General features: G+C 46.6%; 25 protein-coding genes. 21 read left to right on the top strand and 4 right to left on the bottom strand.

Going from position 1 to position 26,894, the window contains the following annotated elements:
- Nucleotides 1-99 precede the first annotated feature (99 nt).
- On the top strand, nucleotides 100-1,269 hold the full coding sequence (locus EH243_RS17055; protein ID WP_126159863.1) for a WD40/YVTN/BNR-like repeat-containing protein: 1,170 nt from the start codon (nucleotides 100-102) through the stop codon (nucleotides 1,267-1,269).
- The gene (locus tag EH243_RS17050) at nucleotides 1,266-3,638 is read left to right on the top strand and encodes an efflux RND transporter permease subunit (protein WP_478212950.1); all 2,373 of its coding nucleotides are present in this window, start codon (nucleotides 1,266-1,268) and stop codon (nucleotides 3,636-3,638) included. The genes EH243_RS17055 and EH243_RS17050 overlap by 4 nt, the downstream gene beginning before the upstream one ends.
- A 282-nt stretch (nucleotides 3,639-3,920) precedes the next feature.
- Here the strand turns inward: EH243_RS17050 and EH243_RS17045 are convergent, their stop codons facing one another.
- Complete coding sequence (locus tag EH243_RS17045; protein ID WP_126159862.1) at nucleotides 3,921-4,961, bottom strand: NADP-dependent oxidoreductase; 1,041 nt, start codon at nucleotides 4,959-4,961, stop codon at nucleotides 3,921-3,923.
- A 330-nt stretch (nucleotides 4,962-5,291) separates the two neighbouring features.
- Between EH243_RS17045 and acuI the strand changes: the two genes are divergently transcribed.
- Nucleotides 5,292-6,275, top strand: a complete 984-nt coding sequence (gene acuI / locus EH243_RS17040; protein WP_126159861.1) for an acrylyl-CoA reductase (NADPH) — start codon at nucleotides 5,292-5,294, stop codon at nucleotides 6,273-6,275.
- A gap of 167 nt (nucleotides 6,276-6,442) precedes the next feature.
- On the opposite strand, the gene EH243_RS17035 is transcribed toward acuI, so the two are convergent.
- Nucleotides 6,443-6,871 (bottom strand): hypothetical protein, encoded by a 429-nt coding sequence (locus tag EH243_RS17035; RefSeq protein ID WP_126159860.1) that lies wholly within the window; start codon nucleotides 6,869-6,871, stop codon nucleotides 6,443-6,445.
- A gap of 460 nt (nucleotides 6,872-7,331) precedes the next feature.
- On the opposite strand from EH243_RS17035, the gene EH243_RS17030 reads away from it, so the two are divergent.
- The 18 genes from EH243_RS17030 to EH243_RS16945 all read left to right on the top strand — a co-directional run bounded on the left by EH243_RS17030 (nucleotide 7,332) and on the right by EH243_RS16945 (nucleotide 24,983).
- Nucleotides 7,332-8,150, top strand: coding sequence for an alpha/beta fold hydrolase (locus EH243_RS17030; RefSeq protein ID WP_164549154.1), 819 nt, complete (start codon nucleotides 7,332-7,334; stop codon nucleotides 8,148-8,150).
- Complete coding sequence (locus EH243_RS17025) at nucleotides 8,150-8,425, top strand: GIY-YIG nuclease family protein (protein WP_126159858.1); 276 nt, start codon at nucleotides 8,150-8,152, stop codon at nucleotides 8,423-8,425. The genes EH243_RS17030 and EH243_RS17025 overlap by 1 nt, the downstream gene beginning before the upstream one ends.
- 118 nt (nucleotides 8,426-8,543) lie before the next feature.
- Nucleotides 8,544-9,578, top strand: coding sequence for a dihydroorotase (gene pyrC / locus EH243_RS17020; RefSeq protein ID WP_126159857.1), 1,035 nt, complete (start codon nucleotides 8,544-8,546; stop codon nucleotides 9,576-9,578).
- Between the two features lie 52 nt (nucleotides 9,579-9,630).
- Nucleotides 9,631-10,647 carry a type I asparaginase gene (locus EH243_RS17015; RefSeq protein ID WP_338142352.1) on the top strand — a complete coding sequence of 339 codons (1,017 nt, stop codon included), beginning with the start codon at nucleotides 9,631-9,633 and terminating at the stop codon, nucleotides 10,645-10,647.
- 132 nt (nucleotides 10,648-10,779) lie between these two features.
- Nucleotides 10,780-11,463, top strand: coding sequence for a DUF2796 domain-containing protein (locus EH243_RS17010; protein ID WP_126159856.1), 684 nt, complete (start codon nucleotides 10,780-10,782; stop codon nucleotides 11,461-11,463).
- A gap of 19 nt (nucleotides 11,464-11,482) precedes the next feature.
- The gene (locus tag EH243_RS17005) at nucleotides 11,483-12,178 is read left to right on the top strand and encodes an ABC transporter ATP-binding protein (RefSeq protein ID WP_126159855.1); all 696 of its coding nucleotides are present in this window, start codon (nucleotides 11,483-11,485) and stop codon (nucleotides 12,176-12,178) included.
- Nucleotides 12,175-13,434 (top strand): ABC transporter permease, encoded by a 1,260-nt coding sequence (locus EH243_RS17000; protein ID WP_126159854.1) that lies wholly within the window; start codon nucleotides 12,175-12,177, stop codon nucleotides 13,432-13,434. Before EH243_RS17005 ends, EH243_RS17000 begins: the two co-directional genes overlap by 4 nt.
- A 4-nt stretch (nucleotides 13,435-13,438) precedes the next feature.
- Nucleotides 13,439-13,984: a DUF3299 domain-containing protein gene (locus EH243_RS16995; RefSeq protein ID WP_126159853.1), complete on the top strand. Its 546-nt coding sequence runs from the start codon at nucleotides 13,439-13,441 to the stop codon at nucleotides 13,982-13,984.
- 876 nt (nucleotides 13,985-14,860) lie between these two features.
- On the top strand, nucleotides 14,861-15,889 hold the full coding sequence (gene dctP / locus EH243_RS16990) for a TRAP transporter substrate-binding protein DctP (RefSeq protein ID WP_126159852.1): 1,029 nt from the start codon (nucleotides 14,861-14,863) through the stop codon (nucleotides 15,887-15,889).
- Nucleotides 15,890-16,022: 133 nt separating this feature from the next.
- The gene (locus EH243_RS16985) at nucleotides 16,023-16,571 is read left to right on the top strand and encodes a TRAP transporter small permease (protein WP_126159851.1); all 549 of its coding nucleotides are present in this window, start codon (nucleotides 16,023-16,025) and stop codon (nucleotides 16,569-16,571) included.
- 83 nt (nucleotides 16,572-16,654) lie between these two features.
- Nucleotides 16,655-17,944: a TRAP transporter large permease gene (locus tag EH243_RS16980; protein ID WP_126159850.1), complete on the top strand. Its 1,290-nt coding sequence runs from the start codon at nucleotides 16,655-16,657 to the stop codon at nucleotides 17,942-17,944.
- Nucleotides 17,945-18,184: 240 nt separating this feature from the next.
- The gene (locus tag EH243_RS16975) at nucleotides 18,185-18,550 is read left to right on the top strand and encodes a cupin domain-containing protein (protein WP_164549153.1); all 366 of its coding nucleotides are present in this window, start codon (nucleotides 18,185-18,187) and stop codon (nucleotides 18,548-18,550) included.
- 209 nt (nucleotides 18,551-18,759) lie between these two features.
- The gene (locus EH243_RS16970) at nucleotides 18,760-20,169 is read left to right on the top strand and encodes an NAD(P)/FAD-dependent oxidoreductase (protein ID WP_126159848.1); all 1,410 of its coding nucleotides are present in this window, start codon (nucleotides 18,760-18,762) and stop codon (nucleotides 20,167-20,169) included.
- An 85-nt stretch (nucleotides 20,170-20,254) separates the two neighbouring features.
- Entirely contained in the window at nucleotides 20,255-21,745 is a 1,491-nt protein-coding gene (locus EH243_RS16965) for a CoA-acylating methylmalonate-semialdehyde dehydrogenase (RefSeq protein WP_126159847.1), read from the top strand.
- 196 nt (nucleotides 21,746-21,941) lie between these two features.
- A complete protein-coding gene (locus EH243_RS16960) occupies nucleotides 21,942-22,865 on the top strand; it encodes a LysR family transcriptional regulator (RefSeq protein WP_164549152.1) in 924 nt (307 codons plus the stop codon).
- A 246-nt stretch (nucleotides 22,866-23,111) separates the two neighbouring features.
- On the top strand, nucleotides 23,112-23,723 hold the full coding sequence (locus EH243_RS16955; protein ID WP_126159846.1) for a methylthioribulose 1-phosphate dehydratase: 612 nt from the start codon (nucleotides 23,112-23,114) through the stop codon (nucleotides 23,721-23,723).
- A gap of 13 nt (nucleotides 23,724-23,736) precedes the next feature.
- The gene (gene mtnC / locus EH243_RS16950; protein ID WP_126159845.1) at nucleotides 23,737-24,417 is read left to right on the top strand and encodes an acireductone synthase; all 681 of its coding nucleotides are present in this window, start codon (nucleotides 23,737-23,739) and stop codon (nucleotides 24,415-24,417) included.
- Nucleotides 24,418-24,437: 20 nt separating this feature from the next.
- On the top strand, nucleotides 24,438-24,983 hold the full coding sequence (locus EH243_RS16945; protein WP_126159844.1) for a 1,2-dihydroxy-3-keto-5-methylthiopentene dioxygenase: 546 nt from the start codon (nucleotides 24,438-24,440) through the stop codon (nucleotides 24,981-24,983).
- 137 nt (nucleotides 24,984-25,120) lie between these two features.
- Here the strand turns inward: EH243_RS16945 and EH243_RS16940 are convergent, their stop codons facing one another.
- Entirely contained in the window at nucleotides 25,121-25,786 is a 666-nt protein-coding gene (locus tag EH243_RS16940) for a hypothetical protein (protein ID WP_126159843.1), read from the bottom strand.
- 79 nt (nucleotides 25,787-25,865) lie between these two features.
- Entirely contained in the window at nucleotides 25,866-26,777 is a 912-nt protein-coding gene (locus tag EH243_RS16935) for a LysR family transcriptional regulator (RefSeq protein ID WP_126159842.1), read from the bottom strand.
- Between the last annotated feature and the right edge of the window lie 117 nt (nucleotides 26,778-26,894).

Here is a 26,894-nt window from a genome sequence, read left to right as displayed (position 1 = left end):
GGGTAGCGTTGTTACCCCTCTCACCCTTCAGGTCTGGGATGTTGTTCACTTCCCCCTTCTAAATGATATGTCAGACCTGTTTTTTGTTGAGTTTTCAGTATGCGTAAAATCAATTACTTTTATCGCCCGCTTTATGATCTAACGGGCCAGATGATACACCGCCTGATGATCTGTTTGAGTTTGCTGCTGATCAGTTCGCAGGTATGGGCTGTCATTGATCCCCTTCAGGATAGAGCTCCGCAAAGTGAGCGGGCTCAACAGGGGTTATTGCTTGATATTACCCAAGCGGCGGAGCGGCTGGTAACCGTCGGAGAGCGGGGGCATATCCTCTACTCTGACGATCAAGGACAACACTGGCAACAAGCGCAAGTTCCCGTCAGGGTAACGTTGACGGCGGTCGATTTTGCTACCGCTCAGTTGGGTTGGGTTGTGGGGCATGACGGAGTCATTTTGGCGACTCAAGATGGTGGTGTGAGTTGGCAAAAACAGCTGGATGGCTATCAGGCTAACCAAGCGATCGAAGATGAACTTAAACGATTATTAGCCTTGTCCGATAACGAACGTCTCGAACAGGGTGTGCAGTACCAAACCGAAGAATTGGAATATCTATTAGAAGATGCTCAGTTGTTCAGCGAAGAGGGTGCTAGTCGTCCCTTTTTAGATGTGCAGTTCTTGGATGAGCGACAGGGTTTTGCTGTGGGTGCCTATGGTCTGATTTTTAGGACGGTAGACGGTGGCGAACACTGGCAACCGTGGGTGGCTAATCTAGCCAACCCGGATAACTTTCATATTAACGCTCTGACTCAGGGGCGCGATGAACTCTATATGGCCGGTGAAGCCGGTTCAATTTATCGCTCCGATGATCAGGGTCTCAGTTGGTCGACCTTAACCTCTCCCTACGATGGCCCGTTCTTTGGTGTGGCCGTCACTCAGACGCCTTCAGGAGAGGAAAGTGTTGTCGTTTATGGTCTCCGTGGGCATGCGTTTATCTCCAGCGATAGAGGAGATCACTGGTCGGAGCTTGATGTCGATAGTGATGCCGCGGTGCTGGGCGTTAGTCAGATCAATGGTAATCGTATCGTTTTACTGACCAATGGTGGCGAGCTTTATCAGTTTAGTGATGATGGTGAGTTGAAAGGCCGTGGCCTGACACAGGATCGAAGTGCGTTGAGCAGCGGTTTGATGGCCACCTCTGATGATCTGTTGTTGGTCGGTGTTAATGGCATGACTCACATTAATTTGCCACAGATGCAGTGGGAGGTTCGATGACTTTTTCTAAGAAAGATACGCCAATGGAGACAAAGCCACGTCGCTTAGTTAGCCGGTTAGGTGAGGCATTCATTGAAAAAACATTGTTTGGTCGGCGAGCTATTATTGTCAGCTTGTTTTTACTGACCACGCTGTGGTTGGGATTTCAGGCGGTACAGATTAAACCCGACGCTAGTTTTGAAAAGATGATCCCGACGTTTCATCCCTATATCGAAAACTTTTTAGCGCATAAAGACGAGCTTAAAGGGTTGGGGAATGCGGTTAGGGTGGTGGTTGAAAATCCGAATGGTGAAATTTACACCACTGATTTTTTAGACACATTAAAACAGATCCATGAGGAAGTTTTTTATATTCCGGGTGTAGATCGAACCGCCATGTTATCTATCTGGTCCGCCAGTGTTCGCTGGACCGAAGTAACTGAAGATGGTTTTGCCGGTGGGCCGGTGATTCCCGATACCTATGATGGTTCAGCCGTTAGTATCGAACAGTTACGCGCCAATGTGTTGAAATCTGGCAAGGTAGGGACACTGGTAGCCAACAACTTTAAATCGGCCATTATATATGCTCCCTTAATGGAGTTTGATCCGGACACGGGAGAGGCACTGGATTATAAGTTGTTTTCTGACCGCCTGGAAAAGCGGATACGGGATAAGTATCAATCCGATAAGGTCATTATTCATATCACGGGCTTTGCTAAGGTGGTGGGTGATCTGATTGATGGTGTGACTCAGGTTGCTCTGTTTTTCGCCATTGCCGTCGTCTTTTCACTGTTAATGCTGGTGTTTTATACGCGCTGCTTACGCAGTACTTTGATTATTCTGTCCTGTTCTATCATGGCTGTGGTTTGGCAGCTGGGTATTTTGCATAGCATGGGCTTAGGTTTAGATCCTTATTCTATGCTGGTGCCTTTTTTGGTCTTTGCGATTGGTGTGAGTCATAGCGTCCAGATATTTAACGGCATTGTGCATGAAGTGGCTAAAGGTGCCGATGGTTTAACCGCCTCTCGCAATGCGTTTAGGACCCTCTACGTACCTGGCCTAACAGCATTGATTAGCGATGGAATCGGCTTTGCCACCCTTATGGTGATTGAGATTGGCGTGATTCAAGAGCTCGCTCTGACAGCCAGTATCGGTGTCGCGGTGATTATTCTGACGAACCTGATTCTCCTACCTATTTTGATCTCATATAGCGGTGTGAGTCCGCGGGCGATTAAAAAGCTGGTGGACGAAGAAGAGGGTCATAGTCATCCCTTCTGGCACTTTATGGCTAACTTCACCCAGCGTCGTCGAGCTGCCATTGTGCTGCTGGTGGGAGCCGGTTTGTTTGTGGTCGGTTTTACTCAAAGTGGTGATTTGAAAATTGGTGATCTCGATCCGGGGGCGCCAGAGCTTCGGCCGGACTCTCGCTATAATTTAGATAATCAGTTTATTACCGAAAATTACTCGACCAGTACCGATATTCTGGTGGTGATGGTGAAGACCACCGCTGATCAATGTTCGGCCTATGAGACCTTAGATACACTCGACAGTTTGCAGTGGCAGCTTGAAGGAGTTCCTGGGGTGCAGTCGACTTACTCGCTGGTGAACTTTACTAAGATTGCCTTATCTGGGATGAACGAAGGCAGCCTTAAGTGGAATGCACTTAACCGTAATCAGCAGTTGTTGAATGCGGCCTCTGTTCAGGCACCCCCCGGTAGCTTTAATAGTAATTGTAGTTTGGCGCCATTGATTGTGTTTCTTAATGATCACAAAGCGAGCACGTTAACCGAAGTAACCGGTGAAATTGAACGTTTTGCAGCTGAAAATGGTACTGACGAGTTACAGTTTTTATTAGCTGCCGGTAGTGCGGGTATTGAGGCGGCCACCAATAAAGTAATCGAAACCGCCCAGTATAAAATGCTGGCGTGGGTTTATGGTGTGGTCTTTATCCTGTGTTGGTTGAGTTTCCGCTCACTGCGAACCGTGATCTGTATTCTGTTACCACTGAGTCTTACCTCGTTGCTTTGTCAGACGTTGATGGCGCAGATCGGTATTGGGGTGAAAGTGGCCACTTTACCGGTGATTGCACTGGGCGTGGGTATCGGCGTGGATTATGGTATCTATATCTATTCGAAGATGCAGGGTTACCTTGATCAGGGGTTAGGGCTTGAAGAAGCCTATTTTAATACGTTGAAAACAACGGGTAAGGCGGTTGGCTTTACCGGTATTACTCTGGCGATTGGCGTTGGCACCTGGACTTTCTCACCGATAAAATTTCAGGCGGATATGGGTATATTGCTGACCTTTATGTTTATCTGGAATATGGTGGGTGCACTGACGTTACTGCCCGCGTTAGCCGCTTTTTTACACCGTCGGCCAAAGACCGCTTAATTATTTCATAGCGAGAGTAGATTAAAGAATCTTCGGTTGTTGATCGCAACCGGGGATTTTTTGATTAACGAATTTTATTATTTGGAGTCTTGTTAGCGATTGCGATCTATTGTGAATCAGCGAGCGGAGATAGGAGACATACAAGTTTAGGGAAGCAGCGATATCCGATAGACATGCAGGGGAAGGGATCGACTGACAGTATTGAAAGAGGACTGAGTGAAGTAACTCAGGTTTGACTGACTGTTTGTTACGCCTTAAGGGTAACAAACAGTGGTTTATTGGTTAGCTTACGCGCACCACCAGTTTGCCGGTATTACGCCCAGAAAAGAGCTGCGGCAGGGCTAGTTGAGCATTTTCCAACCCAATCACTTCGGTGTTGCGATACTGTATTTTCTCTTCCAGTAACCAGCGTTCAAGTTCGGGTAGTATGTGATCGATTTCATCAAGGTGATCAAGAATCAGGTAGCCTTGCATCTTCAGACGTTTGGTGACCAGCATGGGGGTGTTTTGTACGCCGTATAGTTGAGTTTTGTCTCCTAGTTTTTGATATTGTGAGATGCTTCCCGAGACTACGATGGTGCCGCCGATAGCCATGTTTTCTAATGCGGCATCGAGCATCGGCCCGCCGACATTATCGAAGAACACATTGATGCCGTTTGGAAACTGCTGTGCCATAGCTTCCGATAGGTTATCTGTTGCTTTGTAATCGATGCTGCCATCGAGTTGAAATTGAGTTTCCAATAAATGGCATTTCTGTGCACCTCCCGCGAGACCGACCACATTGGCGTGCATCGCTTTGCCGAGCTGACAAGCCAATAATCCGGTAGCACCGGCGGCTCCCGATACGAGAAGGTTGTCATTGGCACCTAGTTGCGCAATTTTCTTGAGCCCGACAAAAGCGGTCCAGCCGGTTAGTCCTAACGCGGAAGCATAGGCATCCAGCGGGATATCTGGATGTGGTGTAAAGCGAATAGTGCCCTGTTCCGGCGTCAGATCATCGCCATCCACTACCGCATATTCCTGCCACCCCTGCAGGGTATGGAGGTAATCTCCCGTTTGAAAATGGGGATGGCGAGACTCAGTTACCTGCCCGATCACTAATCCGCGCATGACATCACCTATGGCTAATTGAGGCAGGTAATCTGCTGTTTCACTGAGCCATATTCGATTAGATGGATCTAAGCTGAGGATGATGGTCTTGATTAAAACCTCGCCTTTAGTCAGGGCTGGAATCGGCCGTTCAACCAGCTCTAATTCGGTGCCTTTAAGGTCACCGCTCGCGTAATGTTTGATCATCCAGCATTGCTGATGTTTGGTCATCATTCGATACTCATTATGTTGATCGGTTTATCCTGCAACTGACCAGCGACTCCATGGTTGAAACCAGATGAGGCTGGCTGCCCTGTGCCACAGAACCGTATTTTTCTATTAGAGGTTCCATGGCAATGATCACTATTTTAACGGTAGGAGGGGAGTCGATAACCATCCTTTCGAGTGGTGTGTAGGGGGGCGATAGGCATTAGTTTTAACGTTAGAAGGGATGGGGTTACAACGCTCCATAGCCTGATTATTTCCGTTTACGTCACACTTTACGGTGGGCAATAAAACAGAGAACAATAAAAAGAATTACCCAACGGGTAGGTGAGGTTATATATGTTTAATGCGTTAGTGCTTGAGCAAGAAGAAGGTAAAACCATTGCAGCTGTTCAGTCACTGAATCTGACAGATCTACCAGAAGAGGATGTGTTGGTTGAGGTGACCTACTCGTCATTGAACTATAAGGATGGCTTAACCGTGACCGGTACTCTGGGGCTGGTGAGTACGTTTCCGATGGTGCCGGGTATTGATTTAGCGGGTGTGGTTAAAGAGAGTGCCAGTGAAAAGTTTAGCCCAGGTGACCAGGTTATCCTTACGGGCTGGGGAGTTGGTGAAAACCATTGGGGTGGATACAGTCAATACGCTCGTGTTAAGCCCGAGTGGCTGGTGAAAATGCCTACGGGTATGGATGCCAAAATGGCGATGTCCATTGGAACCGCCGGGTTGACCTCAATGCTCTGTGTGATGGCACTGGAAGAAGGTGGCATTACCCCAGATAAAGGTACTATCTTGGTGACCGGTGCATCGGGAGGTGTCGGCAGTCTGGCCGTTTCTATCTTGCATAAACTTGGTTACCAAGTGGCTGCTGTGACCGGTCGTGAATCTAGCCACGCGTATTTGGAAGAGCTAGGTGCGAATGAACTGTTATCCCGTGAAACGATGGCACAAGCGCCTAATCCATTAGAGAGTCCACGATGGGCCGGTGCCATTGATACGGTGGGTAGTACGATGTTATCGCGGGTGCTGGCTGAAACAGATTATCGAGGGGTGGTCGCGGCCTGTGGTTTAGCCGGTGGTTTAGATCTACCTTCGACGGTGATGCCGTTTATTCTACGCAATGTGCGACTGCAGGGAATTGATTCGGTTATGTGCCCAGTCTCCGTGCGGATGGAAGCGTGGACTCGCCTATTGAGTGATCTACCACCGGCAGCATTGGGTGATGTAACCCATGTGATTGGTTTATCTGAGGTGCCTCAGACGGCGGCGGATATTCTGGCCGGTAAGATTCGGGGACGGACATTGGTCGATCCTAACCTGTAACTGTTTTTGTCTATAGATAGGGGGACGTCATCAGCCCCCATCGATTTTTTCATCGTTAGTCCGCTTGAGATATTGCGACTTTTTGGGGGGCGAAAGCCTCTCTTTTTTTGTCTTGTTGATCCGCCTTTCGGCCGAGGTTATATGGAAGCGATTAGCTAGCTTTATCGCTAATTAAACCTAGCTTGCTTATATCGTTGTAGCACTACAGTGATCTCGTTGATTCTCGCTTCACTACAGAACTGCGGGACTTTTCGACTCTGGACGTTATGGAAACCGATACCATTGAGTTCGTGGGTAATGGCTTTTTCGCCAAATCGTTGCATCAATAATTGAATCATATGAGGTTTGTCATAATCGATACGACAGGTGATCGCCGCCCCTAAGCGTGACCAGACCTGTTGTAATTGCTCATCATAACCCAATGCATCAACGCCACTGAAACCATGTTCATAGTGATAAAGGTAGGCTTCAGGTTGTATGTCCCATTGCGTCATACCACCGACCCCTTGGTACTCGGGTAGTTGAACTGTGTTCGTGGCACAACCGCTGAGTAGCGCGGCCGCTAAACAATAACTAAGTAGGGTGATTCTTCTCATGGGAGCCCCAAAGGCCTGCTATAGTGATAGGTAATGTAAAACTTAATGATAGTTTATCGAGATCAACCCTGAAGGCAATGAGTTATTATCTTTGAGTTGATAAGTCATATTGAGCGATCGGTCATACCCGTTATTGTTGGGTTGTGGTTAGGTTTTCAATGTTTTATTCAGTGAAAATAGTTGATTTTCATGGTTGTCGGTACATTGCAATAGGGTTACGTTGGTTAGGGGTTTTTATATTACCCAATTTGGGTAGTGTGTATGTTTTTTATGCAGAGTAACGCTGTTGTTATAGGAGGCGCTTCTCTATATTGGGCGGCTAATGTAAATAGGCTTTATGTTGTGTATGTACTTGCTTTGGAGTGGTCTGTGAGCTTTTAGGTATCTATATATTTCATTTAAACCGACAGTCGCTGTCAAGAGGAATACCATGCCCAGCTGTATGATAAATGAGCGCGAGATGCATTATCTAGATCAGGGGGAAGGATTTCCGCTTCTATTGGGGCACAGTTTCTTGTGGGACTGTCGAGTATGGGATACTCAGCTAAGATTTTTATCGCAACACTTTCGTTGTATTGTTCCCGATTTATGGTCGCATGGTCGCTCGCAGCCGATAGCGGATGGTGATCTGAGTGTCGAGCGGCTGGCAGAAGATCATCATCTGTTGATGCAGCAACTCGGCATCGACCGTTATAGTGTCTTGGGTATGTCGACCGGTGGGTTGTGGGGGGCTAAGTTAGCGATGTTATACCCTGACGAAGTCGCCAGCTTAGCGCTGATCTCCTGTTATTTAGGCAGTGAGACGGAAGAGGGCGAAGAAGATTACCTGACCCTATTAAATGTCGTTGAGCAACTAAAAAGCCTGCCGACTCGAGTCGTTGATTCTATCGTGGATATTCTTTTTAGCCCAGAGACGCAGCTGGCGAATCCCGCTTTGTCTGAAACTTTCCGTTTTGATCTAATGTTTCTTGAGCCAGAGCAGCTGAGCGGTATTACGGCGATGGGGAAGCAGGTATTTCAACGGGAGTCGATGTTGGATCAGTTGTCTGATATTCGCTGCCCAACCTTAATGCTGTCCGGCGAACATGATATTCCTCGCCCTCAGTCAGAGATCGAAGAGATGCACCGTTTGATGCCCGGCAGCCAGTTAGCCATTATACGACAGGCCGGTCATATGGTGACATTAGAGCAACCAGAGCAGGTTAACCCTGTGCTGATTAACTTTTTGGCATCGACCGATGGTGTTGATATTGATCTGAGCCAGATGGACTTGATCTAATGTCTGGCGAGTTAACATCATGGTATGTGTATATTTTACGCTGTGCTGATGACTCCCTTTATACCGGTGTAACGACCGATACCGTGCGGCGCTTGAACGAACATAACTTCGATGATCGTTTAGGGGCCAAATATACCCGTCCTCGACGGCCGGTGAGTTTGGTTTATCAACAGGCTTGTGCCAACCGTTCAGCCGCGTGTAAACGAGAGGCTGAAATCAAAAAAATGTCGCGCCCGGCTAAATTAAAACTTCTTCAGCGTGGCGACGCGCAATAATCTTTTTTACCCAGTGCACTCCCACTGTTATCTGCCTTAGCTTCCCGCTCTAGGGGTGCGTCTGTATAATGATATTTATTCTTCCGATATCCCTTTCTGCGTTTAGGATTCCAACTCTATGACAACTTTGACCATCTGTACCCCTGATGACTGGCACTTACATTTTCGTGACGGGGATATGCTGACAGAAACGGTTCCGGCGACGGCGCGTTGCTTTCAGCGAGCTATCGTGATGCCGAATTTGGCACCACCGGTGGTTAATGCAACGCTGGCGATGGCCTATAAAGAACGGATTCTAGCGGCGCGGCAGCCGGGCTCAACCTTTGAACCATTGATGACACTGTATCTCACCAATGCCACCACGGGGCAGGATATTATTGATGCTAAAGCGGTAGGCGTGGTAGCGGCCAAACTTTATCCGGCTGGAGCAACCACCAACTCCTCAGCGGCGGTGACCGATCTAGAAGCGATGTATCCTATCTTTGAGGTCATGGCCGAACAGGGGATGTTACTCTTGGTTCATGGTGAAGTGACCGACCATCATGTTGATATCTTCGATCGTGAAAAAGTTTTTATCGATCAGAAAATGAGTAAGATTGTGGCGGCCTTTCCGCAGCTTAAAGTGGTTTTTGAGCATATCACCACCAGCGATGCCGCACACTTTGTCGATGAAGCATCCGATAATGTTGCCGCGACGATTACCCCACAACATCTACTGCTTAACCGTAATGATCTGCTGGTGGGCGGAGTGCGGCCACATAACTTCTGTTTACCCGTATTGAAACGAAATACCCATCAGGCGGTGTTGCGACAGATGGTACAGTCGGGTTCGCCTAAATTCTTTTTGGGTACCGATTCGGCCCCTCACGCGAAAGAGGCAAAAGAAAATGCCTGCGGTTGTGCCGGTTGTTACAGCGCTTGGAGCGCAATAGAGCTGTATGCCCATGTATTTGAAGAGCTGGGGGTGTTGGATAAGTTGGAAGGGTTTGCTAGCCATTTTGGCGCTGATTTTTATGGCCTGCCGCGTAATAAGGGCACGATCACCTTAGTGCGCCAAGAGTGGACCCTGCCTGAGGAGATCATTCTGCCGGATGGTCGTCCCATTGTGCCATTCTTTGCTGGACAGAAGGTTAGCTGGAAATTACAGAACTAATGCCTTTAGGCTAGTGATTTTCTAGTTATTTGACCTATTGATGTTGAGTGTAATGATGCCTCTGAAGCGACATATCTTGATCATTTATGCCGGTGGTACTATCGGTATGCAAGCCTCGGCACAGGGTTATGTGCCAGTGGCCGGTTTTGAGAAAAAGGTGCGTGAGCAGTTGGGAAGTGATCAAGCAGATCAATTACCGACATTCGATCTGCTGGAACTGGATCACTTGATCGACAGTTCCAATCTGCAACCCCATCACTGGTGTGAGCTGGCCGGTATTATCGGCGCTCACTGGCAGCAGTATGATGGTTTTGTGCTGCTACATGGCACCGATACGATGGCTTATACCGCCTCCATGTTGTCGTATCTGTTTCAGCGACTGAATAAGCCGGTGATTGTGACGGGCTCGCAGATTCCGTTGGCCGAGTTACGCAATGATGCGCTCGATAACCTGTTAACATCGCTGATGTTTGCTGGTCGCTATGATATTCCTGAAGTCTGTCTCTGCTTTAATGGTTATCTGCTTCGGGGTAATCGCTCTCGTAAACTAAAGAGTTCAGCGTTAGATGCGTTTGCTTCACCGAATTGTGAACTCTTAGGCCAGGCGGGTATTCATCTTAAGCTTTTCTCCGAGCGCTTACTGCCCGCTGGCGAGCCCACCTTGAGCTTTCCGGTGTTTGATCCGAATGCGGTGGTGGTCTTGCCGGTTTATCCCGGTATATCTGCTAGAGTGGCTGACGCAATACTCAATGATAACGCGGTTAAAGGCTGTGTCTTGCAGACCTATGGTGCGGGTAATCCGCCAGATGCGAACAGCGAATTAATGATGGTTCTCGAAGCGGCCATTAAGCGGGGCGTTAGCATCGTGAATGTGACCCAGTGTCTACAGGGTGGAGTGAGTCAGGGAGCTTATGCGACCGGCGCCACCCTGAATCGTATTGGTGTTATTCCCGGTAGCGATCTGACATTGGAAGCGGCCTTTACTAAGCTGCACTATCTCATCGCCACTCAACCCCAAGAGCAGGTCGGGGCGTTGATGATTAAGCCACTGTGCGGCGAGATGTCGTAAGGCAGATTTTGACGGGCTCAATAAAACCCTGATCGTTTGACGGTCGGGGTTTTTTTATGTCGCAACCATTCTTTATAGCTGTCTTTTGTTATAACATAACTTTTTTAGAATCATCTGAGAGAGTTTGTATTTATGAATAAGTATTGCTTGGCATTGATGGCAACAACCCTCGCGGTGCCTGCGGTGGGTTATGAGAGACAGCACGGAAGTCATGAACATGGTGCCGCGACGATGCAGCTTGTCATTGAAGATGATGTTCTGCAATTACAGATAGAAACGCCCGCGATGAATATTCTGGGGTTTGAGCACGCACCCCATACAGCAGAGCAGCGCAGCATCGTTGAGCAGGCGACAGCATTACTTAACAACCCAGAGAATGTGGTGTCATTGCCCGCCGCGGCGCAATGTAAAATGACACTGGCGTCGATCGAAAGCTCGTTATCAGAACAGGATGATGAGCATGAGCACGATAAAGCTGATGATCATGACGAAGACCATCACGATCATGATGAAGCGGATCATGATGAAGAGCATCACGATCATGACGAAGAAGGTCACGATCATGACGAAGAGCACCACGACGATCATGATGGTGAAGAACACGCTCACCATGATGAAGCCGGCCATAGTGATTATGATCTGGATTATCAGTTTAAATGTGGCAACATCCAAGCATTGCAACAAGTCGACGTTAAACTCTTTAGCCATTTCCCGCTACTGAAGGAACTTGAAGTGCAATACATTGTCCCTGTGGAAGCTGGTTTTGACCAAGGTGTGAAGCACCTTACCGCTGCCGAGCCGCTATTTAAATTCTAGTTACAGGAAACCTGTCCGAATGAGTTCATTGATTGAGCTGCAGCAGCTTAAATTTTACTGGCGTCCTGACACGCCGGTGCTGGATATTGATCAACTGCAGATTGAAGCTGGAGAAAAGCTGTTTCTGCATGGTCCATCAGGCTGTGGTAAGTCAACCTTACTGAACCTGATGGCGGGTATCCATCAGCCAGTGACAGGGCGCATTGTTGTGGATGGCTGTGATCTCAGTGAGCTGTCTGCTGCTGCACGGGATCGTTTCCGTGCGGATCATATTGGACTCATTTTCCAACAATTTAATTTATTGCCCTACCTATCGGTGCAGGAAAACGTGTTATTACCCTGTCACTTTTCGGCACTACGGCGAGAGCAAGCCTGTCTTCACTACGGCACGGCGGAGGCTGCTGCATCGGCGTTGTTAGCATCGTTAGGATTAGCGGCGTTGATTGATAAACCGGTGACGGATCTCAGTATCGGGCAGCAACAGCGGGTGGCCGCGGCTCGTGCTCTGATCGGCAATCCCCGTATTATTATTGCCGATGAGCCGACCTCCTCTTTGGATAGTGACAATAGGGCGGGTTTTATTAAGTTGTTAATCGAGGAGTGTGACCAGCATGGCATTACCTTGCTATTTGTCAGTCATGATCGGGCGTTAACCAAGCACTTCACCCGCGTGGTCGATCTGCAGCAGTTAAATCGTGCGGGAGGCCGTGGATGAAACTCATTCTGAATTTGGTGTATAAAAGTTTGTTGAACCGTCGGATGACGGCCTTAATGATCATCTGTTCAATTGCGGTGAGCGTGGCGCTGCTATTGGGGGTTGAAAAGGTACGCCATGGCGCAAAGCAGAGTTTTAGCTCGACCATCGCGGGCACCGATCTGATTGTCGGTGCACGGTCGGGGTCGGTTCAGCTGTTGCTGTATTCCGTCTTTCGCATTGGTAATGCCACCAACAATGTTAGTTGGGAGAGTTATCAGGATATTGCCAGCAACTCTAAGGTGGCTTGGTCCATTCCCTTTTCGCTAGGGGATTCCCATCGAGGCTATCGGGTGTTGGGCACTACCGATGCTTATTTTCAACACTATCGTTATGGTAAAAAACGGCCTTTGACTTTTTCTCAAGGAGTACCGTTTAAGCAATTACATGATGTGGTGCTAGGGGCTGAGGTGGCTAAAAAACTCAACTACCAGTTAGGCGATCAGGTCGTGATTGCTCATGGGGTAGGGAGTACCAGTTTTAGTAAGCATAAAGATCAGCCCTTTACCGTATCGGGTATTCTCGCAGCGACGGGAACCCCCGTCGACCGGACACTGCACGTGAGCCTTCAAGCGATCGAGGCGATCCATGTGGATTGGCAAAGTGGTGCGTATATTCCAGGTTCCGGTGGAACTATGCCACTGGAGGAGAGAGACCTACAACCGCATCAAATTACTGCGTTTCTCTTGGGGCTGAAGTCGAAGATAGCGACTTTTCAGTTGCAGCGCTATATCAGTAACTATCGTGCAGAACCGCTTCAAGCGGTCTTGCCGGGCGTCGCTTTACAAGAGCTTTGGGGGATGATCGGTATTGCAGAAAATGCACTGCTGTTGATTTCAGGCTTTGTGGTTTTATCCGGTTTATTTACGATGTTGACGGTGCTATTAACCGGCTTAAACGAACGTCGTCGTGAGTTAGCTATTCTGCGGTCGGTCGGTTGTCGGCCATTACAGATAGTGATGCTACTAGTAATCGAAACGGGCTTATTGACGTTGCTAGGGATAGCATTGGGCATGTTGCTACTTTATAGTGGTTTGGCACTTGGACTGCCGCTATTAGAGCAGTGGTATGGCCTACAGTTATCGCTGAGTTTGCCTGAGTTAGCTGAACTTAAGTTATTACTACTGGTCTTAGTGGCTGGCACCCTTACTGGGTTGATCCCTGGCTATCGCGCCTATCGTTATTCGCTGGCCGATGGTATGACTGTACGGATATGACTTAATGAAACGATTTATGTTTTTTGTTACCCGCCTGACCTTCACCCTTATGCTATCCGTTGGCGTGTTACAAGCGGCGACGATCAATGGCAAAACGGTGGAGAATATGGAGTGGGATAGCCTGATGCCGGCGGACTACTCTTTCGAGGCTATTTTTGATACCACTCAGTTTGGCAGCTTGGATGACTATGATCCGCTGGCTGAAATCAAGTTAAAAGCGATGATGGAAGCACTCAGTTCTGCGCCGGTGGTGCCCGAAGTGGATGGCAAAATGATCCGTATTCCTGGGTTTGTCGTGCCGCTGGTGGAAGAGGGGATGGCGGTGACCGAGTTCTTTCTCGTACCATATTTTGGCGCCTGTATTCATGTCCCGCCACCACCGTCGAATCAGATGATTCATGTGACCTTCGAGCCGGGTACCGATGTCGAAAACCTCTATGATGCGATTTGGGTAAGCGGTGAAATCAAAGTCGCTACCGTTGCCCATGAACTGGGTACATCGGGCTATACGATGGAAGCCTACAAAATAGAGCCTTATACTGAAGAGTAACTAGCAAACGACTGGGACGAGTGCTGTATCTTATTTTACTGCCTACTTTTGAATGTCGTTATTATTGTGTGTGACAGGCCTATTGGTGATACTTTATTGGTTCACAGCTCTGATGATTAAAAGCGTTGGTGCTGTGAGCGCTTACACATATTACCGTCAGGTTTGGTGGCGGTAAGGCCATTAAGGTCGAAACTATCGAGACGGTTGTTTTTGTCATTAAGAGTAAGAGGTCCAATAACGGCTTTTGTGTAATGTATTGAACTTTTTAACGATTAATTTCTTTTTGCTCAGATCCGGTTGAAGAAAGACGTAGTCTTGATGCCGTTATTCTTCGGGAGGATTACTATATCCTCAATCAACTTACTGTGCGGCACAAGCATCATTATATCCATCACTTTAATAAAATCGCGTTGTCTGTTATCGATCTAAGTTTTTTCGTTCTACTTATCTGAATCACAATATCTCTTGGCAAATGAGAGATGAACCGTCTTTGCATGTTGGATGGTGGTTATAGACGTCCGTAGAAGCCTGTCCGGTGTTTGACCTGAAAAGCGAAAGCTGCAGAACACATGGCAGTTCGTTGACTCTGAAGCTTACTTGGTTAGCTCTCCATATCATCTTGTCTGTGAATGATGATTATCATCCCTTGGTAATGAATTTTTTTCCTGTGCTTCAATAGGTCACCTCTTGATAACTTAAACATTAGCAACTTTGGTTTTAAACATACCTCTTCCGTGTCTAGGATGGTTTGCATCATCGAAAACAGGCGTTCGTTCTCGTTCTCTTGTGACCGATGAACGAATAATTTTTTGGCGCAATCGTCTATGGCTGCAGATAAATAACAATAACCTTCAAAAGAAGGTCGTGGAGAATAATATGAATAAAATCCATAACCGCTTTCAGTTTAAATCGTGTTTTATGTCTAACATGAAAGCGCTAGCGACGGGTATCGTGGTGTTTGGCGCAACATTGGCTCCGTTAACCCACGCAACAACACTTCGTATAGCCACCACGCATGCGCCAGACCAATATGCATCAGAAGTGATGCAGCAGATCAAAAAAGATCTGGAAGGCGCGGGGGTAGATCTCAAAGTGAAACTCCATATGGCGAGTCAACTGGGGTCCGGCGAGCAGTTAATGGGTGAAGCGGTGCGCGGCAGTGTTGATATCGTACATGCCTTTGTTTATAGCCATAAGGACCCGATTCTTGAAATCAATTCCTTGCCTTATCTTGTGTCTAATTACGACGAGATGGAGAAGCTTTACAGCCCAGGTTCAAACTTTTATAAGTTGTTCGACCAGCGTATGGATCGACTAGGCTTGAAACTTCTGGGGATGACCGGTGAAGGGTTTGTTGGCGTGATGACTTCAGCGGTGCCTGATAACTATCGCAATACTGACGATAAGGGGCAGAATATTCGTGTTTGGAGCTCTCAGGCCGCTAAGCTGGCGACTCAGGATATGGGTTACAACACCACCACCATCGACTGGGGCGATGCTTTTCCGGCACTGCAGCAAGGGGTCGTGGATGGCATGATCGGCGCAACGCCTGAAGCAACCTATGCCACGTTTAAAGAAGCTATTAATTATTACATTCCATACAACGCCTTTGTTGAAAGCACGACTTACTACGCCAGTAAAAAAACCTGGGAAAAGAAGCTGAATGCCGAACAGCGTAAAGTTGTTGCTGATGTCTTCGCTAAGGCGGCCGCGACCTTTGTTGAATGGAGCCGTGAAAATGATGCTGCCAACTTGGAAAAATTGGCAGCTTTCGGGGTTGAAATCTTGCCAATGACCGATGCTGAACGACGGGTCATTGCTGAAAAGATCCGTGCCGTTACTTGGCCAAAGTTGGAAGAACGGTTGGGCAAAGATGTATTAGCCGAGATCGTTGCCGATTTTTAATGCTTGATACCCATTGGAGCCTCAGAGGTTTTTTTAGAGGCTCCTTTTTTATATTCCTTTGACTGATTACCACAGCTCTATTCTCGCGGTAATGGGTTATCCCTATAGATATTAATAATAAAAGGGGAATTGTATGCATTTAAATATTCCTAAGCCAATCTCAGGGCTGGTTAATATTCTTTTAAGTATAAAAGAATATTTTTTAGCAGTGGCCAGTCTAGTGATGGCGTCTGTTTTTTTCTTAGTGGTGATACTGCGCTATCTATTTGATGCCGATCTTTTCGCCTATGAAGAGTGGGTGTTGATGATCGCTTTCTGGCTCTATTTTATGGGAGCCGCAATGGGTAGTTATCAAAACACCCATGTTAAAGCCGATTTTCTCTTATCCCTTATCGATAATGTGCGTACTAAGTGGATCGTGATCAATATCACTTTATTTATCGAAGTGTTGATCGGTCTTGTTATGGTCTACTGGGGTTGGTTAATGCTGATGGAGGAGGTGAGTGCCTATCCTAATTGGCAAACCACGACTGGACTCGGGCTGCCCTTTGCTATTCCAAAACTAGGTATTTTTCTTGGCTTTGTCTTGATGGCCTTCTACACCGCATTACATCTTTATAGCGGTTTACGAGATGGGCCTAGTCAAGCATGGGAAGAGGATGAAGCCCCTCCTCATATCTAACGCTTATCAAGTAGACCTCTTCAGTTCGGCTGTTTTTCTGATGAACATTCAGCCGCGCTTTACTGCATGAATGGAACAATAATATGCTTATTCTGTTGACACTTCTGGTGATCTGTTTGGCTCTTGTCGCCGGTATCCCAGTGCCATTCGCTTTTGGCTTGGCGATGATCTATATGTCGTTGACCGGTGATCATGATCCGGCTGGTTTTCTAACGTCGGGCCATTGGCGCATGAACGTGCTAGTGCTCTTGGCTATCCCGCTGTTTATTATGGCGGGTACTATTATGGAACGGGGTAAAATTGCCCAACCTTTAGTTGAACTGGCTGACCTGTTTGTTGGCCGATTTAAAGGAGGAATGGCCTACACTGCCGTGGGTGCTAGTGCCGTATTTGGCTCTATTGCGGGTAGTGCCACCGCCACGCTTACCTGTATCGGCAGTATTATGATGCCGCAACTGCGCAAAGCGAACTATCCGGAAGGCTTGTCGGCGGCGTTAATTACCAATGCAGCCCCTCTTGGGTTACTGATTCCTCCGAGTGCGATCCAAATTATTTATGCTTGGGTTACCCGTCAATCGGTACTGAAATGCTTTTTGGCCACCATCGTCCCAGGGCTTATCTTGGTGGTATTACTCTGTCTTGTTAACTATGTGATGTTGCGAAAATACAAGAATATTAAAGTGTTGCCGCCTTCCGATGACTTTGTCGGTGATGTGGCGAGAAAGTCTCGTTTTGCACTGCCTGCATTACTGATGCCCTTTATGATTTTGGGGGGGATTTATGGTGGTATTATGACGCCGACAGAGGCGGCGGGCGTGGCTGTTATCTATGCTATTCCGGTCGGTTTCTTTATTTATAAAGGTCTGAATATCCGTAACTTTAAAGAAGCCTTAGTGCAGTCAGCGACAACCACGGGTGTGGTGATGGTGATGTTCTTTATGGTGATGATTGTGAGTCGCCTATTTATCTTTGAAGATATCCCTGAACTGGCTAAAGAGTTGATCTTTTCTGTCTCTGAGAATCCGATCATTATCTTAATTATGATTAATGTGGTGATGATTCTGGTGGGCATGTTGATGGATGATGTCAGTGGTGTGCTGCTAGCTTCCCCGTTACTGTTTCCTATCGTGCTTGAGCTGGGGGTCGATCCGATCCAGTTTGCCGCGATAGTAGGTGTCAATCTAGGTATGGGCAATATTACCCCGCCGACAGCACCGTTACTCTATCTGGGTTCACGGGTGACGCAGGTACCGGTCAAGGCGATGTTGTATCCCACCTTGATTATGATTCTGTTTGCCTGGATTCCAACCCTGTTGGTCACTACCTATATCCCACAGGTATCACTGTTCCTGCCTGAGCTATTTTTGGGCTAACGAATGGGTTGACCTTGTTTTTTACCTTCTGTTAAAGGTTTGACCGGTTTTTTAAGTGTATTGCTTGAAAATAATCGGTCTTTTTTTGCTCTATTTTTTATTACTCTGCGATAAGTCAGCAAAACCTAACGTAAGCAGAAAGATGTTTATATTTAAGAGTTTTCGGGCCAAAGGCATTATTTAAAATAATGAAAGGGCTTAAATAAAAACAATCAAATAGTGTGTTAACGGAGAAAAATGATGGCTGCAAAATTTATTAAACCAATGGTTGTGACTGAAGGTTTAGCACGTACACCGATGCCAACCCCTGCTGATATTCTGATTAGCGGTAATGGTGATACTGAGGCGTATATTCCTTTCTCATCGACTGATGGTACTGTTATTTCAGGTATTTGGTCATCCGAGGCTTTTAGTAAAAAGAAATTTCATCCTAACGATATGGAATTTTGCTATCTGATTGAAGGGGACGTGAAAATCTCGGATACAGAGGGCAACGCTAGCGAATTTAGCGCGGGCGATGCTTTTGTCGTTGAGCCTGGTTTTGATGGTGTTTGGGAATCTAAAACAGCCGTTAAAAAATACTTTGTGATTGCAAAGTGTCAATAATTTAAACCTAACGAGAGTGATGGCTGCGTTATTTATTAAATATAAATAGTGCATTGCTTAAATCGTCATCACTCTTTTCCCATTGAGTATGGATAGACCCACGCATCTATAATCTTTGATTGATCGCTTGAATGTCTAGCCAGCATCGCCGCACAGGCGTTGTACTAAAAATGGATACAGCTAATAAATTGCAACATAAGGCTGCGACGATGAATAATTACAAAAATACGAGTCTCTGGTTCAATACCATGGATCAAGAGCCTACAGTACGCAATCCATTAACCAGTGATATTGACGCTGATGTAGCGATCATTGGTGCGGGTTATACCGGTTTATGGACGGCCTATTACCTAAAAAGTCTGAAGCCGGAACTAAATATCGTCATTCTCGAGGCCGATATTGCGGGTTATGGGGCATCGGGACGTAACGGTGGATGGGTCGCTGGTTTTATTACGGGTTTAGATAAGTATGTCGCGCCTATGCCGATGGATGCTCGTCGAGAGTGCTGCCGGGTGCTGTTCGATAATGTCGACGAAATCGGGGCTAGGCTGCAAGAAGAGAGTATCAATGCCGACTTTAATAAAGGTGGCGTTTTGTATGCGGCGGCCCGCTACCCCGAGCAAGAGCGGTTGCAACGTAAGCTGCTGAAACAGCTCTATGAAACGGGTCATACCGAAGAGGATTGTTACTGGCTTGATGCTCAGCAACTTGAGGATAAAGTGCGTCTAAGAAATGGACTCGGTGCTATATTCAAACCCCATTGTGCCACGGTGAATCCCGCGCGAATGGTCAGAGGCCTAGCGGATGCTGTCGAAGCCATGGGCGTTAAAATATACGAAAAAACTCGAGTGTCGGCTGTTAAACCGAGAAAGGTGACTACAGCATCAGGCACGGTGAGTGCGACCACAGTTGTACCCGCACTTGAGGGATACTCATCAACGGTGTCAGGCTTTGGCCGTTATGTTATTCCGGTTCAGAGCTTAATTATTGCTACAGAACCGTTGAGCGATAGCCTTTGGGATGAGATCGGCTTAAATAATCGTGAAGCTTTTTGCGATGGCAGCCGTATGGTCAGCTATGGTCAAAAATCTGCGGATGGTCGAATGATTTTTGGCGCCCGTGGTGGCTACGTTTACGGCGGTAAACCGCGCAGCGATTTCTCACTTAAAGACGAAGATTTTCGGATTAGGGAAGAGTTGATGTTTGACCTATTTCCGATGTTAAAAGATGTCAATATTACCCATGGTTGGGGCGGTTCGCTGGGGATGCCTCGAAACTTTGCACCTCATGCTATTTATGACGCAGAATCAGGCATTGCCACGGCTGGTGGTTATGGTGGTCAGGGCGTTGCGCCGTCACATCTGTTTGGCCGCACGTTGGCCGATTTGATTTTGAATCGCGATACCGTTTATACCCAAATGCCTTGGGCGTTTAATCATGCGCCACACAAACGGGTCTTGCGTCGATGGGAGCCGGAACCGTTTCGCTGGATAACATCAAAAACAATTGTGAAGGCGTTCACCTGGGAAGAAAATCTGTATCAAGATAAACCGGGCCCATCTCTGGGTAAATCTGTTGCGAATAAAGTCAGTGATACCTTATCGCTACTAATGCGGTAACTCATTCGGTGACCAGAGATCGCCCCGCTAGCTAACGGGGTATTCATTCATTAGCGCTATCCACTAAAAATAAAAGGCACAATCCATGAACATTGTTGGACATTTAATTAACGGTGAGATCCGTTGCGATGCAGCAAGCACTCAAGCGGTATATAACCCATCAACCGGTGAGGTGACTAAGCAGGTCGCCTTGGCATCTGTCGCCACGGTCGAAGAAGCGATCGCCTGTGCACAGGCTGCTTTTCCTGCGTGGCGTGATACCACCCCCATTAAACGGGCTCGTATCATGTTTAAATTTAAGCAGTTGTTGGAACAACATGCTGAGCATATTTGTGAGTTGATTGGTGAAGAGCACGGTAAGATCAGCCATGATGCGGCGGGCGAATTAGCTCGGGGTATTGAAAATATTGAGTATGCGTGTGGCGTACCGGAGCTGCTCAAAGGCGAGCATAGCTGTAACGTTGGCCCGAATATTGATTCTTGGAGTGAGTTTCAGCCATTGGGCGTGGTGGCGGGTATTACACCGTTTAACTTTCCGGCCATGGTGCCACTCTGGATGTATCCTATGGCGATTGCGTGCGGTAATACTTTCATCCTTAAGCCGTCTGAACGCGATCCAAGTTCAACACTGTATATCGCCCATTTGGCTAAGGAAGCGGGCTTGCCCGATGGTGTGTTGAACGTTGTTAATGGTAATAAAGAAGCGGTTGATACCCTGTTGAATGATGTACGGGTCAAAGCGGTGAGTTTTGTTGGCTCGACACCTATTGCTGAATACATCTACAGTACTGCCAATGCTAACGGAAAGCGTTGTCAGGCATTGGGTGGGGCGAAAAACCACGCGATTGTGATGCCCGATGCGGATATGGATAATGCGGTTAATCAGCTGCTGGGAGCAGCCTTTGGTTCGTCAGGCGAGCGGTGTATGGCACTGTCTGTAGCGGTTGCGGTGGGTGATGTCGCCGCCGATGCGTTAGTAGCTAAAATGCAGCAAGCGATGAAGGGGCTGAACGTTGGCGCCTTTAGTGATAAGAGTAATGACTTCGGTCCGGTTATTACCGCAGAACACCGCAATAAGGTATGCGGCTTTATCGATAGTGCCGAAGCGGATGGCGCACTAGTTGTCGTCGATGGTCGGCAGGTACAGGTCGAAGGCTACGAAAATGGCTTTTTTGTTGGCGGCACCTTGATCGATAACGTTACCCCTGAAATGGACAGCTATCGTGAAGAGATCTTCGGTCCAGTGTTGCAGGTTGTGCGGGTGCAGGCCATGGAAGAGGCGATGCAATTGATCAATGATCATGAGTATGGCAATGGCACCTGTATTTTCACCCGCGATGGTGAAGCTGCACGCTATTTCTCTGATAATATTCAGGTGGGTATGGTGGGTATCAACGTGCCGTTGCCGGTGCCGGTGGCTTATCATAGTTTTGGTGGTTGGAAGCGTTCATTGTTTGGTGATCTGCACGCCTATGGTCCCGATGCGGTGCGTTTCTATACCAAACGTAAAACGATTACTCAGCGTTGGCCATCAGCAGGTGTGCGGGAAGGGGCTACTTTCGCGTTTCCAAGCTAAGCGGGAGTTTTTCAGAGACGCTGTTTGCGTGCCTCTGGTTAAATTCTCTGGGTTAGTTCTTAGGAAAGGATATCGCGTTTGAACAAGAGGCATGATTTTATTGATCAGCGTGATATCTTAACGCTAGCACTGTAAATGCGTTCACTGTCACATCGTTTCCGGCAGTGAGTTTAAATATTATTGAGATGGTAAACCGATGGCGACTTCTAAAATGCACTTCACACGACAGATCCAAGATATGGATTTACGTTTGCTTAGGGTATTTAAGGCGGTAGTCGAATCGAAAGGCTTTACTGCGGCCGAAATTGAACTGAATGTCAGCCGTTCCGCAATTAGTTCAAGTATGCTGGATTTAGAAACTCGATTAGGCCTAAAGCTCTGTGAGCGCGGGCGTTCCGGTTTTTCGCTGACGGACCCAGGCAAACAGATCTATCAACATGTGTTGCAGCTTTTTGATTCAATGGAGATGTTTCGCAGTCAGGTGAATGCGATACATTCCTCATTAACAGGGGAGTTAAACATTGGTATTACCGATAATCTGATTACCATGCAACATATGCGCATCGTACACTCTTTACGACGTCTTAAAGAAGCGGCGCCAGATGTGACTATTAATGTGACTATGATGCCTCCCAATGAGATTGAAAAAGGCGTCCTCAATGGCCAACTACATATAGGCATGGTGCCCATTATTCGAGACTGTCCCGGCCTCGATTATCAGCCCTTGTATGAAGAGCATGCCAGCCTCTACTGTGGTGAGCACCATCCGCTTTTCACAATCCCGGAAGAACAACTGACCCCCGAGTTGATATTGGAACACGACACGGTTGCGCCAGCACATGCGTTACCTGACTATATTCAAAAAATATATGATCAGCACAAAATTACTGCGACGGTCAGTGATCGAGAAGGGGTCGCCTTCCTATTAATGACCGGCTGCTTTATCGGCTTTTTACCGACGCACTATGCGATCAACTGGGAGCAAGCGAGTTCGTTTCGTAGCTTACGGCCCGAAACTTTTAGTTATTCCGTGCAATATATGGCGATTACTAAAAGCGGGAAAAAGGATAATTTGGTACTCAATAGTTATATGCAAAGTTTGCAAAGCACTAACGAGTAATATTGTATTTCCCCTCGTACTGTTCAATGCGGATATTTATAGGGCTTTCAGTCCTCAAGCTAGTCGTTGGTTTTGTATTATGACGTCGTTTGACCATTAACAGCTCAACAAACATCTGTAAGATCCCAATCCCCTTTAAGATCTCATCTGATCGATTAATATCGGTACTTTTCATCTCGCCTTAGATTTGTTGAGGCGCAAAAATCGAGTACACTAGGCCACCATTTTTAGACTGAGTATTGAGGCATGCAGGCACTTCTTTCATCGGAACTCATTGACGCAGGACGTTGGATCGATAGTCAGGGTTGGTGTCCAGCCACCGGTGGTAATTTCTCCGCACGCTTGGGTGAAAATCTGGCGCTAGTCACCGCTTCCGGACGCCATAAGGGGCGGTTAACAACCGAGGATCTGTTAACGGTTGATCTGCAAGGCAACCCTGTTGATTCTGATCTTAAACCGTCAGCTGAAACCTTGCTGCATACGCGACTATATCAATTGGATAAGCAGATCGGTGCGGTGTTGCATACCCATTCGGTCGCCTCGACGGTGTTGTCCCGTATGGTAACGGGCGAGTGGTTGACGATTTCTGGTTATGAGATGCAAAAATCCCTAGCGGGGAATACCCGTCATGATGAGACGCTTCAGTTAGCGGTGTTTGATAATACTCAAGATATGCCTGAGCTGGCTGAACAGTTGGCGATGCGCTGGCAGCAAACACCGCTGAATTGGGGATTCCTGGTGAGCGGTCATGGTCTTTATGCCTGGGGTAAAGATATCGCTGAAGCCCGTCGTCATCTTGAAGGGTTAGAGTTTCTGTTTGCCTGTGAGTTAGAGATGCGCCGCCTAGGTGTGAAATAAGGATGGATAGAGTATGACGATCAAAGCGATCTTAACCGATATTGAAGGCACCACCACCGATATCAATTTTGTACATAAGGTGTTGTTTCCTTATGCCTATGAGCATCTGCCCGGTTATCTACGCAGCCACGCTGATGATGAGGCCGTGCAATCTATCTTAACGGAGGCCCGTGAGGTATTAGGGCAACCGGAGGCCGATTTAGAGACGTTGATCAGTGCCTTTTTGAACTGGATCGAGCAGGATAAAAAAGTCACCGCGCTGAAAAACTTACAAGGGCTGATTTGGGTCAGCGGCTATGAAAATCAGGATTTTACCGGTCACCTATATGATGATGCCTACGAATATTTACAGCATTGGCAGCAGCAGGGGATCGATTTATATGTGTTCTCGTCGGGCTCAGTTAAGGCGCAAAAACTGCTGTTTGGCCATAGTGATTTCGGTGATCTGACGCCTCTATTCAGTGGCTATTACGACACCCATATTGGCCATAAACGGGAAGCTTCTGCTTATCGCAAGATAGCCGAGGATATCGGTTTGCCAGCCACTGAAATACTATTTTTATCGGATATTGTCGAAGAGTTGAATGCGGCCCGTGAAGCCGGGATGGCAACGGTTCTGTTGGCGCGGGATGAACCGGTTGCCAGTGATCATCTAGTGGTCGAAAATTTTCAGCAGATAGCGCTGAACGCATAGTTAAACAAGAGGATTAAGACGTGAGTGAATTACGTGTATATCAGGATGACAAGCCGGAACAACCTTTAACGGTTACCTGTGATGCTGCTGAGATTAGCCAACAATTGGCGGATGTCGGTGTACGGTTCGAGCGTTGGCAAGCCGCTCAGCCGATCAGTGCTGAGAGTCAAGCTGACGAGATTTTAGCTGCCTATGCGGCTGAGATTCAGCGACTGAAAGATGAACAGGGTTATGTCACGGTGGATACCATGAGCTTGGCGAGTGACCATCCAGCTAAGGATGAATTGCGGCAAAAGTTTCTCAGTGAACACACCCACAGCGAAGATGAAGTACGCTTCTTTGTCCGGGGCGAGGGAATCTTTTACCTACATATCGCTGATAAGGTGTATAGAGCACTATGCTGCAAAGATGATCTGATCTCTGTGCCCGCCAATACGACTCACTGGTTTGATATGGGGCCTGAGCCTGATTTCACCGCGATCCGGTTATTTAATAATCCCGAAGGGTGGGTGGCTAACTATTCCGGTAGTGCGATTGCCGATCAGTTTCCTAAGTTTGAGGATTAGCGCGGGTCTGTACAGCCTGTTAGGTTGTTATGCTTAGAGGGAATAAAGGCTTTTTGAGAAGTGCTGGCTTCTCGGTGCCGATAGGAGCAAGGGGTTTTTGCCCCTATCGGCGCTGAGGGTTGCCAATTTAGCTTCGGTTAGACAAGAACATATGTGTCCATAGGGTAGTGGGTACAGGTGCCTTGATAGGCTGGCAGGCTATTGTAGTCAAGGCGCATTTTATCGCGTATAGGGGAGTTTAATGCTTCATCAAGTTGCTGATGATTGAGGAAAGAAACTCTGTTGCAAAGAATGCTTGAGAACGTTTCTACTGCTTCTTGTTGGTCCCAAGGTACAGGGGAGTAAACGAGTAAATGACGGATTTTAGGGAGTTCTTTCATCAATGAAACATGATGCTTGATATAGTGGCTTGACCAATCAGCAGGGCTGTTAACGATGCCCTCATATTCTACAAAGTAGCTAGTGAGCGTTAAGTCATTTGAATTAACACTCTCGGGTAGAAATGATCTCGATAACATCACTTGGCATTGAGGTTTTTTTGCTGAGGATAGTTCTGCGATATCCGTTGAAATGCTGTAGAGGTTATTTTCAATATTCTCTATAGTTATTGAATTTAACTCGATAATGATGAAGGGATTAGATTCACTTGCTAAATATTTATCATTAGTGTGTGAAGGTGTATGAATAAGTATTTCAGAAAATATAGACTTATTTGAAAAGCGATTGATTAAGTATGATTTGATATTGTCTATATCGCTTCCGGTAGATGGTATTTTTATGATGCAACTGAAATGTGTGTTCATATAGCCTCCGTTTTTTTAAGAATACGATACAAGAAGCTATTTTAAAAATTCATACTGCTTATAGTCGATATAAGTAAGGCTAATTTTCTCTAAAGTTTTGTATGATGATATTTTTCATCCAAATGATTGAAGGATCATTTTCGTATAGTTGATGGTAATACAAGTTAACATCGATATTGTTGTTAGGCATATCGATTTCATAAAACCTAAATTGATTTTCACTGTTATAACGTTTTGCGACCGATTTAGGAATGATAACACCTAAATCTGTATTCTTGACTATTTCAGGTGCCACGGTGTAACTAGATATTGATAAAGCTACATGGTTAAAGAAATCCTTGCTGATACTTTCAATTAATTTGTGGTGGCCAGTTTTTTTGTTTTTTAACTCCATTATATTTAATTTCTTAAAGTTAATGGTTTTGTTGTTTTTAGTCGTTAATGGATGACCATCTCGAATCATACATATGAATTTGTCGGTGAATAATGTTTCAGAAATTATCTTGCCATCTGGTTTTATTAGATCAGGCAGGTTGCCTAAAGCAAAGTCCAGATCGCCGACACGCATGATCCTTTCTATTTTTTCTTGTGTTACCTGCATGATGTCTATGCTTACTTTATCTATTATTTCTTCAAGGATTAAGCAAAGGGGCGGGAGAAAGTATATTTGAGACATGTCAGACATCGAAAAATGGAACTTCTTTTTTGATTCTGCGGGTGAAAAAAGCGTCGTTGCTTGTAATGAAATATTAATAAGTTCTATCGATTTCTTGAAGTTTGGGATGATGTTTTTTGCTCTCTGTGTTGGCAGCATCTTCCCTTCTGATCTTACAAAAAGCGGGTCATCGTAGAAAAGTCTTAGTTTTTTTAGGGCGTGGCTAATCGCAGGTTGTGTGATTTCTAAAATTTCAGCGGTGAGGGTCAAGCTTCCAGTGTCGTAGACGGTACAAAAGACTCTTATCAGGTTCAGATCAAATTGTCTGTTGTTCATACGACACCTCTCGTTTTTATTCTATAAATACAACTTATTCTAATCGAAGTTCTATAAATATAATATATTTTTAACAAGGAGTGGTCTGTCGCTTTGGTAAGAGCTCCTTCCCCATCT

This window comes from Amphritea opalescens (assembly GCF_003957515.1).
GTDB classification, from domain to species: domain Bacteria; phylum Pseudomonadota; class Gammaproteobacteria; order Pseudomonadales; family Balneatricaceae; genus Amphritea; species Amphritea opalescens.
The sequence above is the reverse complement of the archived record's forward strand: the minus strand, read 5'-3'. Positions and strand labels throughout refer to the sequence as shown.

What these genes read in the sequence shown, in the direction of transcription:
- EH243_RS16995 (WP_126159853.1), top strand. Translation starts at nt 13,439, where the DNA reads ATGAAACGATTTATGTTTTTTGTTACCCGCCTGACCTTCACCCTTATG.
- EH243_RS16980 (WP_126159850.1), top strand. Translation starts at nt 16,655, where the DNA reads ATGCTTATTCTGTTGACACTTCTGGTGATCTGTTTGGCTCTTGTCGCC.
- EH243_RS17045 (WP_126159862.1), bottom strand. Translation starts at nt 4,961, where the DNA reads ATGATGACCAAACATCAGCAATGCTGGATGATCAAACATTACGCGAGC.
- EH243_RS17005 (WP_126159855.1), top strand. Translation starts at nt 11,483, where the DNA reads ATGAGTTCATTGATTGAGCTGCAGCAGCTTAAATTTTACTGGCGTCCT.
- EH243_RS16975 (WP_164549153.1), top strand. Translation starts at nt 18,185, where the DNA reads ATGGCTGCAAAATTTATTAAACCAATGGTTGTGACTGAAGGTTTAGCA.
- EH243_RS16985 (WP_126159851.1), top strand. Translation starts at nt 16,023, where the DNA reads ATGCATTTAAATATTCCTAAGCCAATCTCAGGGCTGGTTAATATTCTT.
- pyrC (WP_126159857.1), top strand. Translation starts at nt 8,544, where the DNA reads ATGACAACTTTGACCATCTGTACCCCTGATGACTGGCACTTACATTTT.
- EH243_RS17050 (WP_478212950.1), top strand. Translation starts at nt 1,266, where the DNA reads ATGACTTTTTCTAAGAAAGATACGCCAATGGAGACAAAGCCACGTCGC.
- EH243_RS16960 (WP_164549152.1), top strand. Translation starts at nt 21,942, where the DNA reads ATGGCGACTTCTAAAATGCACTTCACACGACAGATCCAAGATATGGAT.
- EH243_RS16955 (WP_126159846.1), top strand. Translation starts at nt 23,112, where the DNA reads ATGCAGGCACTTCTTTCATCGGAACTCATTGACGCAGGACGTTGGATC.
- EH243_RS17000 (WP_126159854.1), top strand. Translation starts at nt 12,175, where the DNA reads ATGAAACTCATTCTGAATTTGGTGTATAAAAGTTTGTTGAACCGTCGG.
- EH243_RS16965 (WP_126159847.1), top strand. Translation starts at nt 20,255, where the DNA reads ATGAACATTGTTGGACATTTAATTAACGGTGAGATCCGTTGCGATGCA.
- mtnC (WP_126159845.1), top strand. Translation starts at nt 23,737, where the DNA reads ATGACGATCAAAGCGATCTTAACCGATATTGAAGGCACCACCACCGAT.
- EH243_RS17035 (WP_126159860.1), bottom strand. Translation starts at nt 6,871, where the DNA reads ATGAGAAGAATCACCCTACTTAGTTATTGTTTAGCGGCCGCGCTACTC.
- EH243_RS17010 (WP_126159856.1), top strand. Translation starts at nt 10,780, where the DNA reads ATGAATAAGTATTGCTTGGCATTGATGGCAACAACCCTCGCGGTGCCT.
- EH243_RS16970 (WP_126159848.1), top strand. Translation starts at nt 18,760, where the DNA reads ATGAATAATTACAAAAATACGAGTCTCTGGTTCAATACCATGGATCAA.
- EH243_RS16935 (WP_126159842.1), bottom strand. Translation starts at nt 26,777, where the DNA reads ATGAACAACAGACAATTTGATCTGAACCTGATAAGAGTCTTTTGTACC.
- EH243_RS16940 (WP_126159843.1), bottom strand. Translation starts at nt 25,786, where the DNA reads ATGAACACACATTTCAGTTGCATCATAAAAATACCATCTACCGGAAGC.
- EH243_RS17030 (WP_164549154.1), top strand. Translation starts at nt 7,332, where the DNA reads ATGCATTATCTAGATCAGGGGGAAGGATTTCCGCTTCTATTGGGGCAC.
- acuI (WP_126159861.1), top strand. Translation starts at nt 5,292, where the DNA reads ATGTTTAATGCGTTAGTGCTTGAGCAAGAAGAAGGTAAAACCATTGCA.
- EH243_RS17055 (WP_126159863.1), top strand. Translation starts at nt 100, where the DNA reads ATGCGTAAAATCAATTACTTTTATCGCCCGCTTTATGATCTAACGGGC.
- EH243_RS17025 (WP_126159858.1), top strand. Translation starts at nt 8,150, where the DNA reads ATGTCTGGCGAGTTAACATCATGGTATGTGTATATTTTACGCTGTGCT.
- EH243_RS17015 (WP_338142352.1), top strand. Translation starts at nt 9,631, where the DNA reads ATGATGCCTCTGAAGCGACATATCTTGATCATTTATGCCGGTGGTACT.
- dctP (WP_126159852.1), top strand. Translation starts at nt 14,861, where the DNA reads ATGAATAAAATCCATAACCGCTTTCAGTTTAAATCGTGTTTTATGTCT.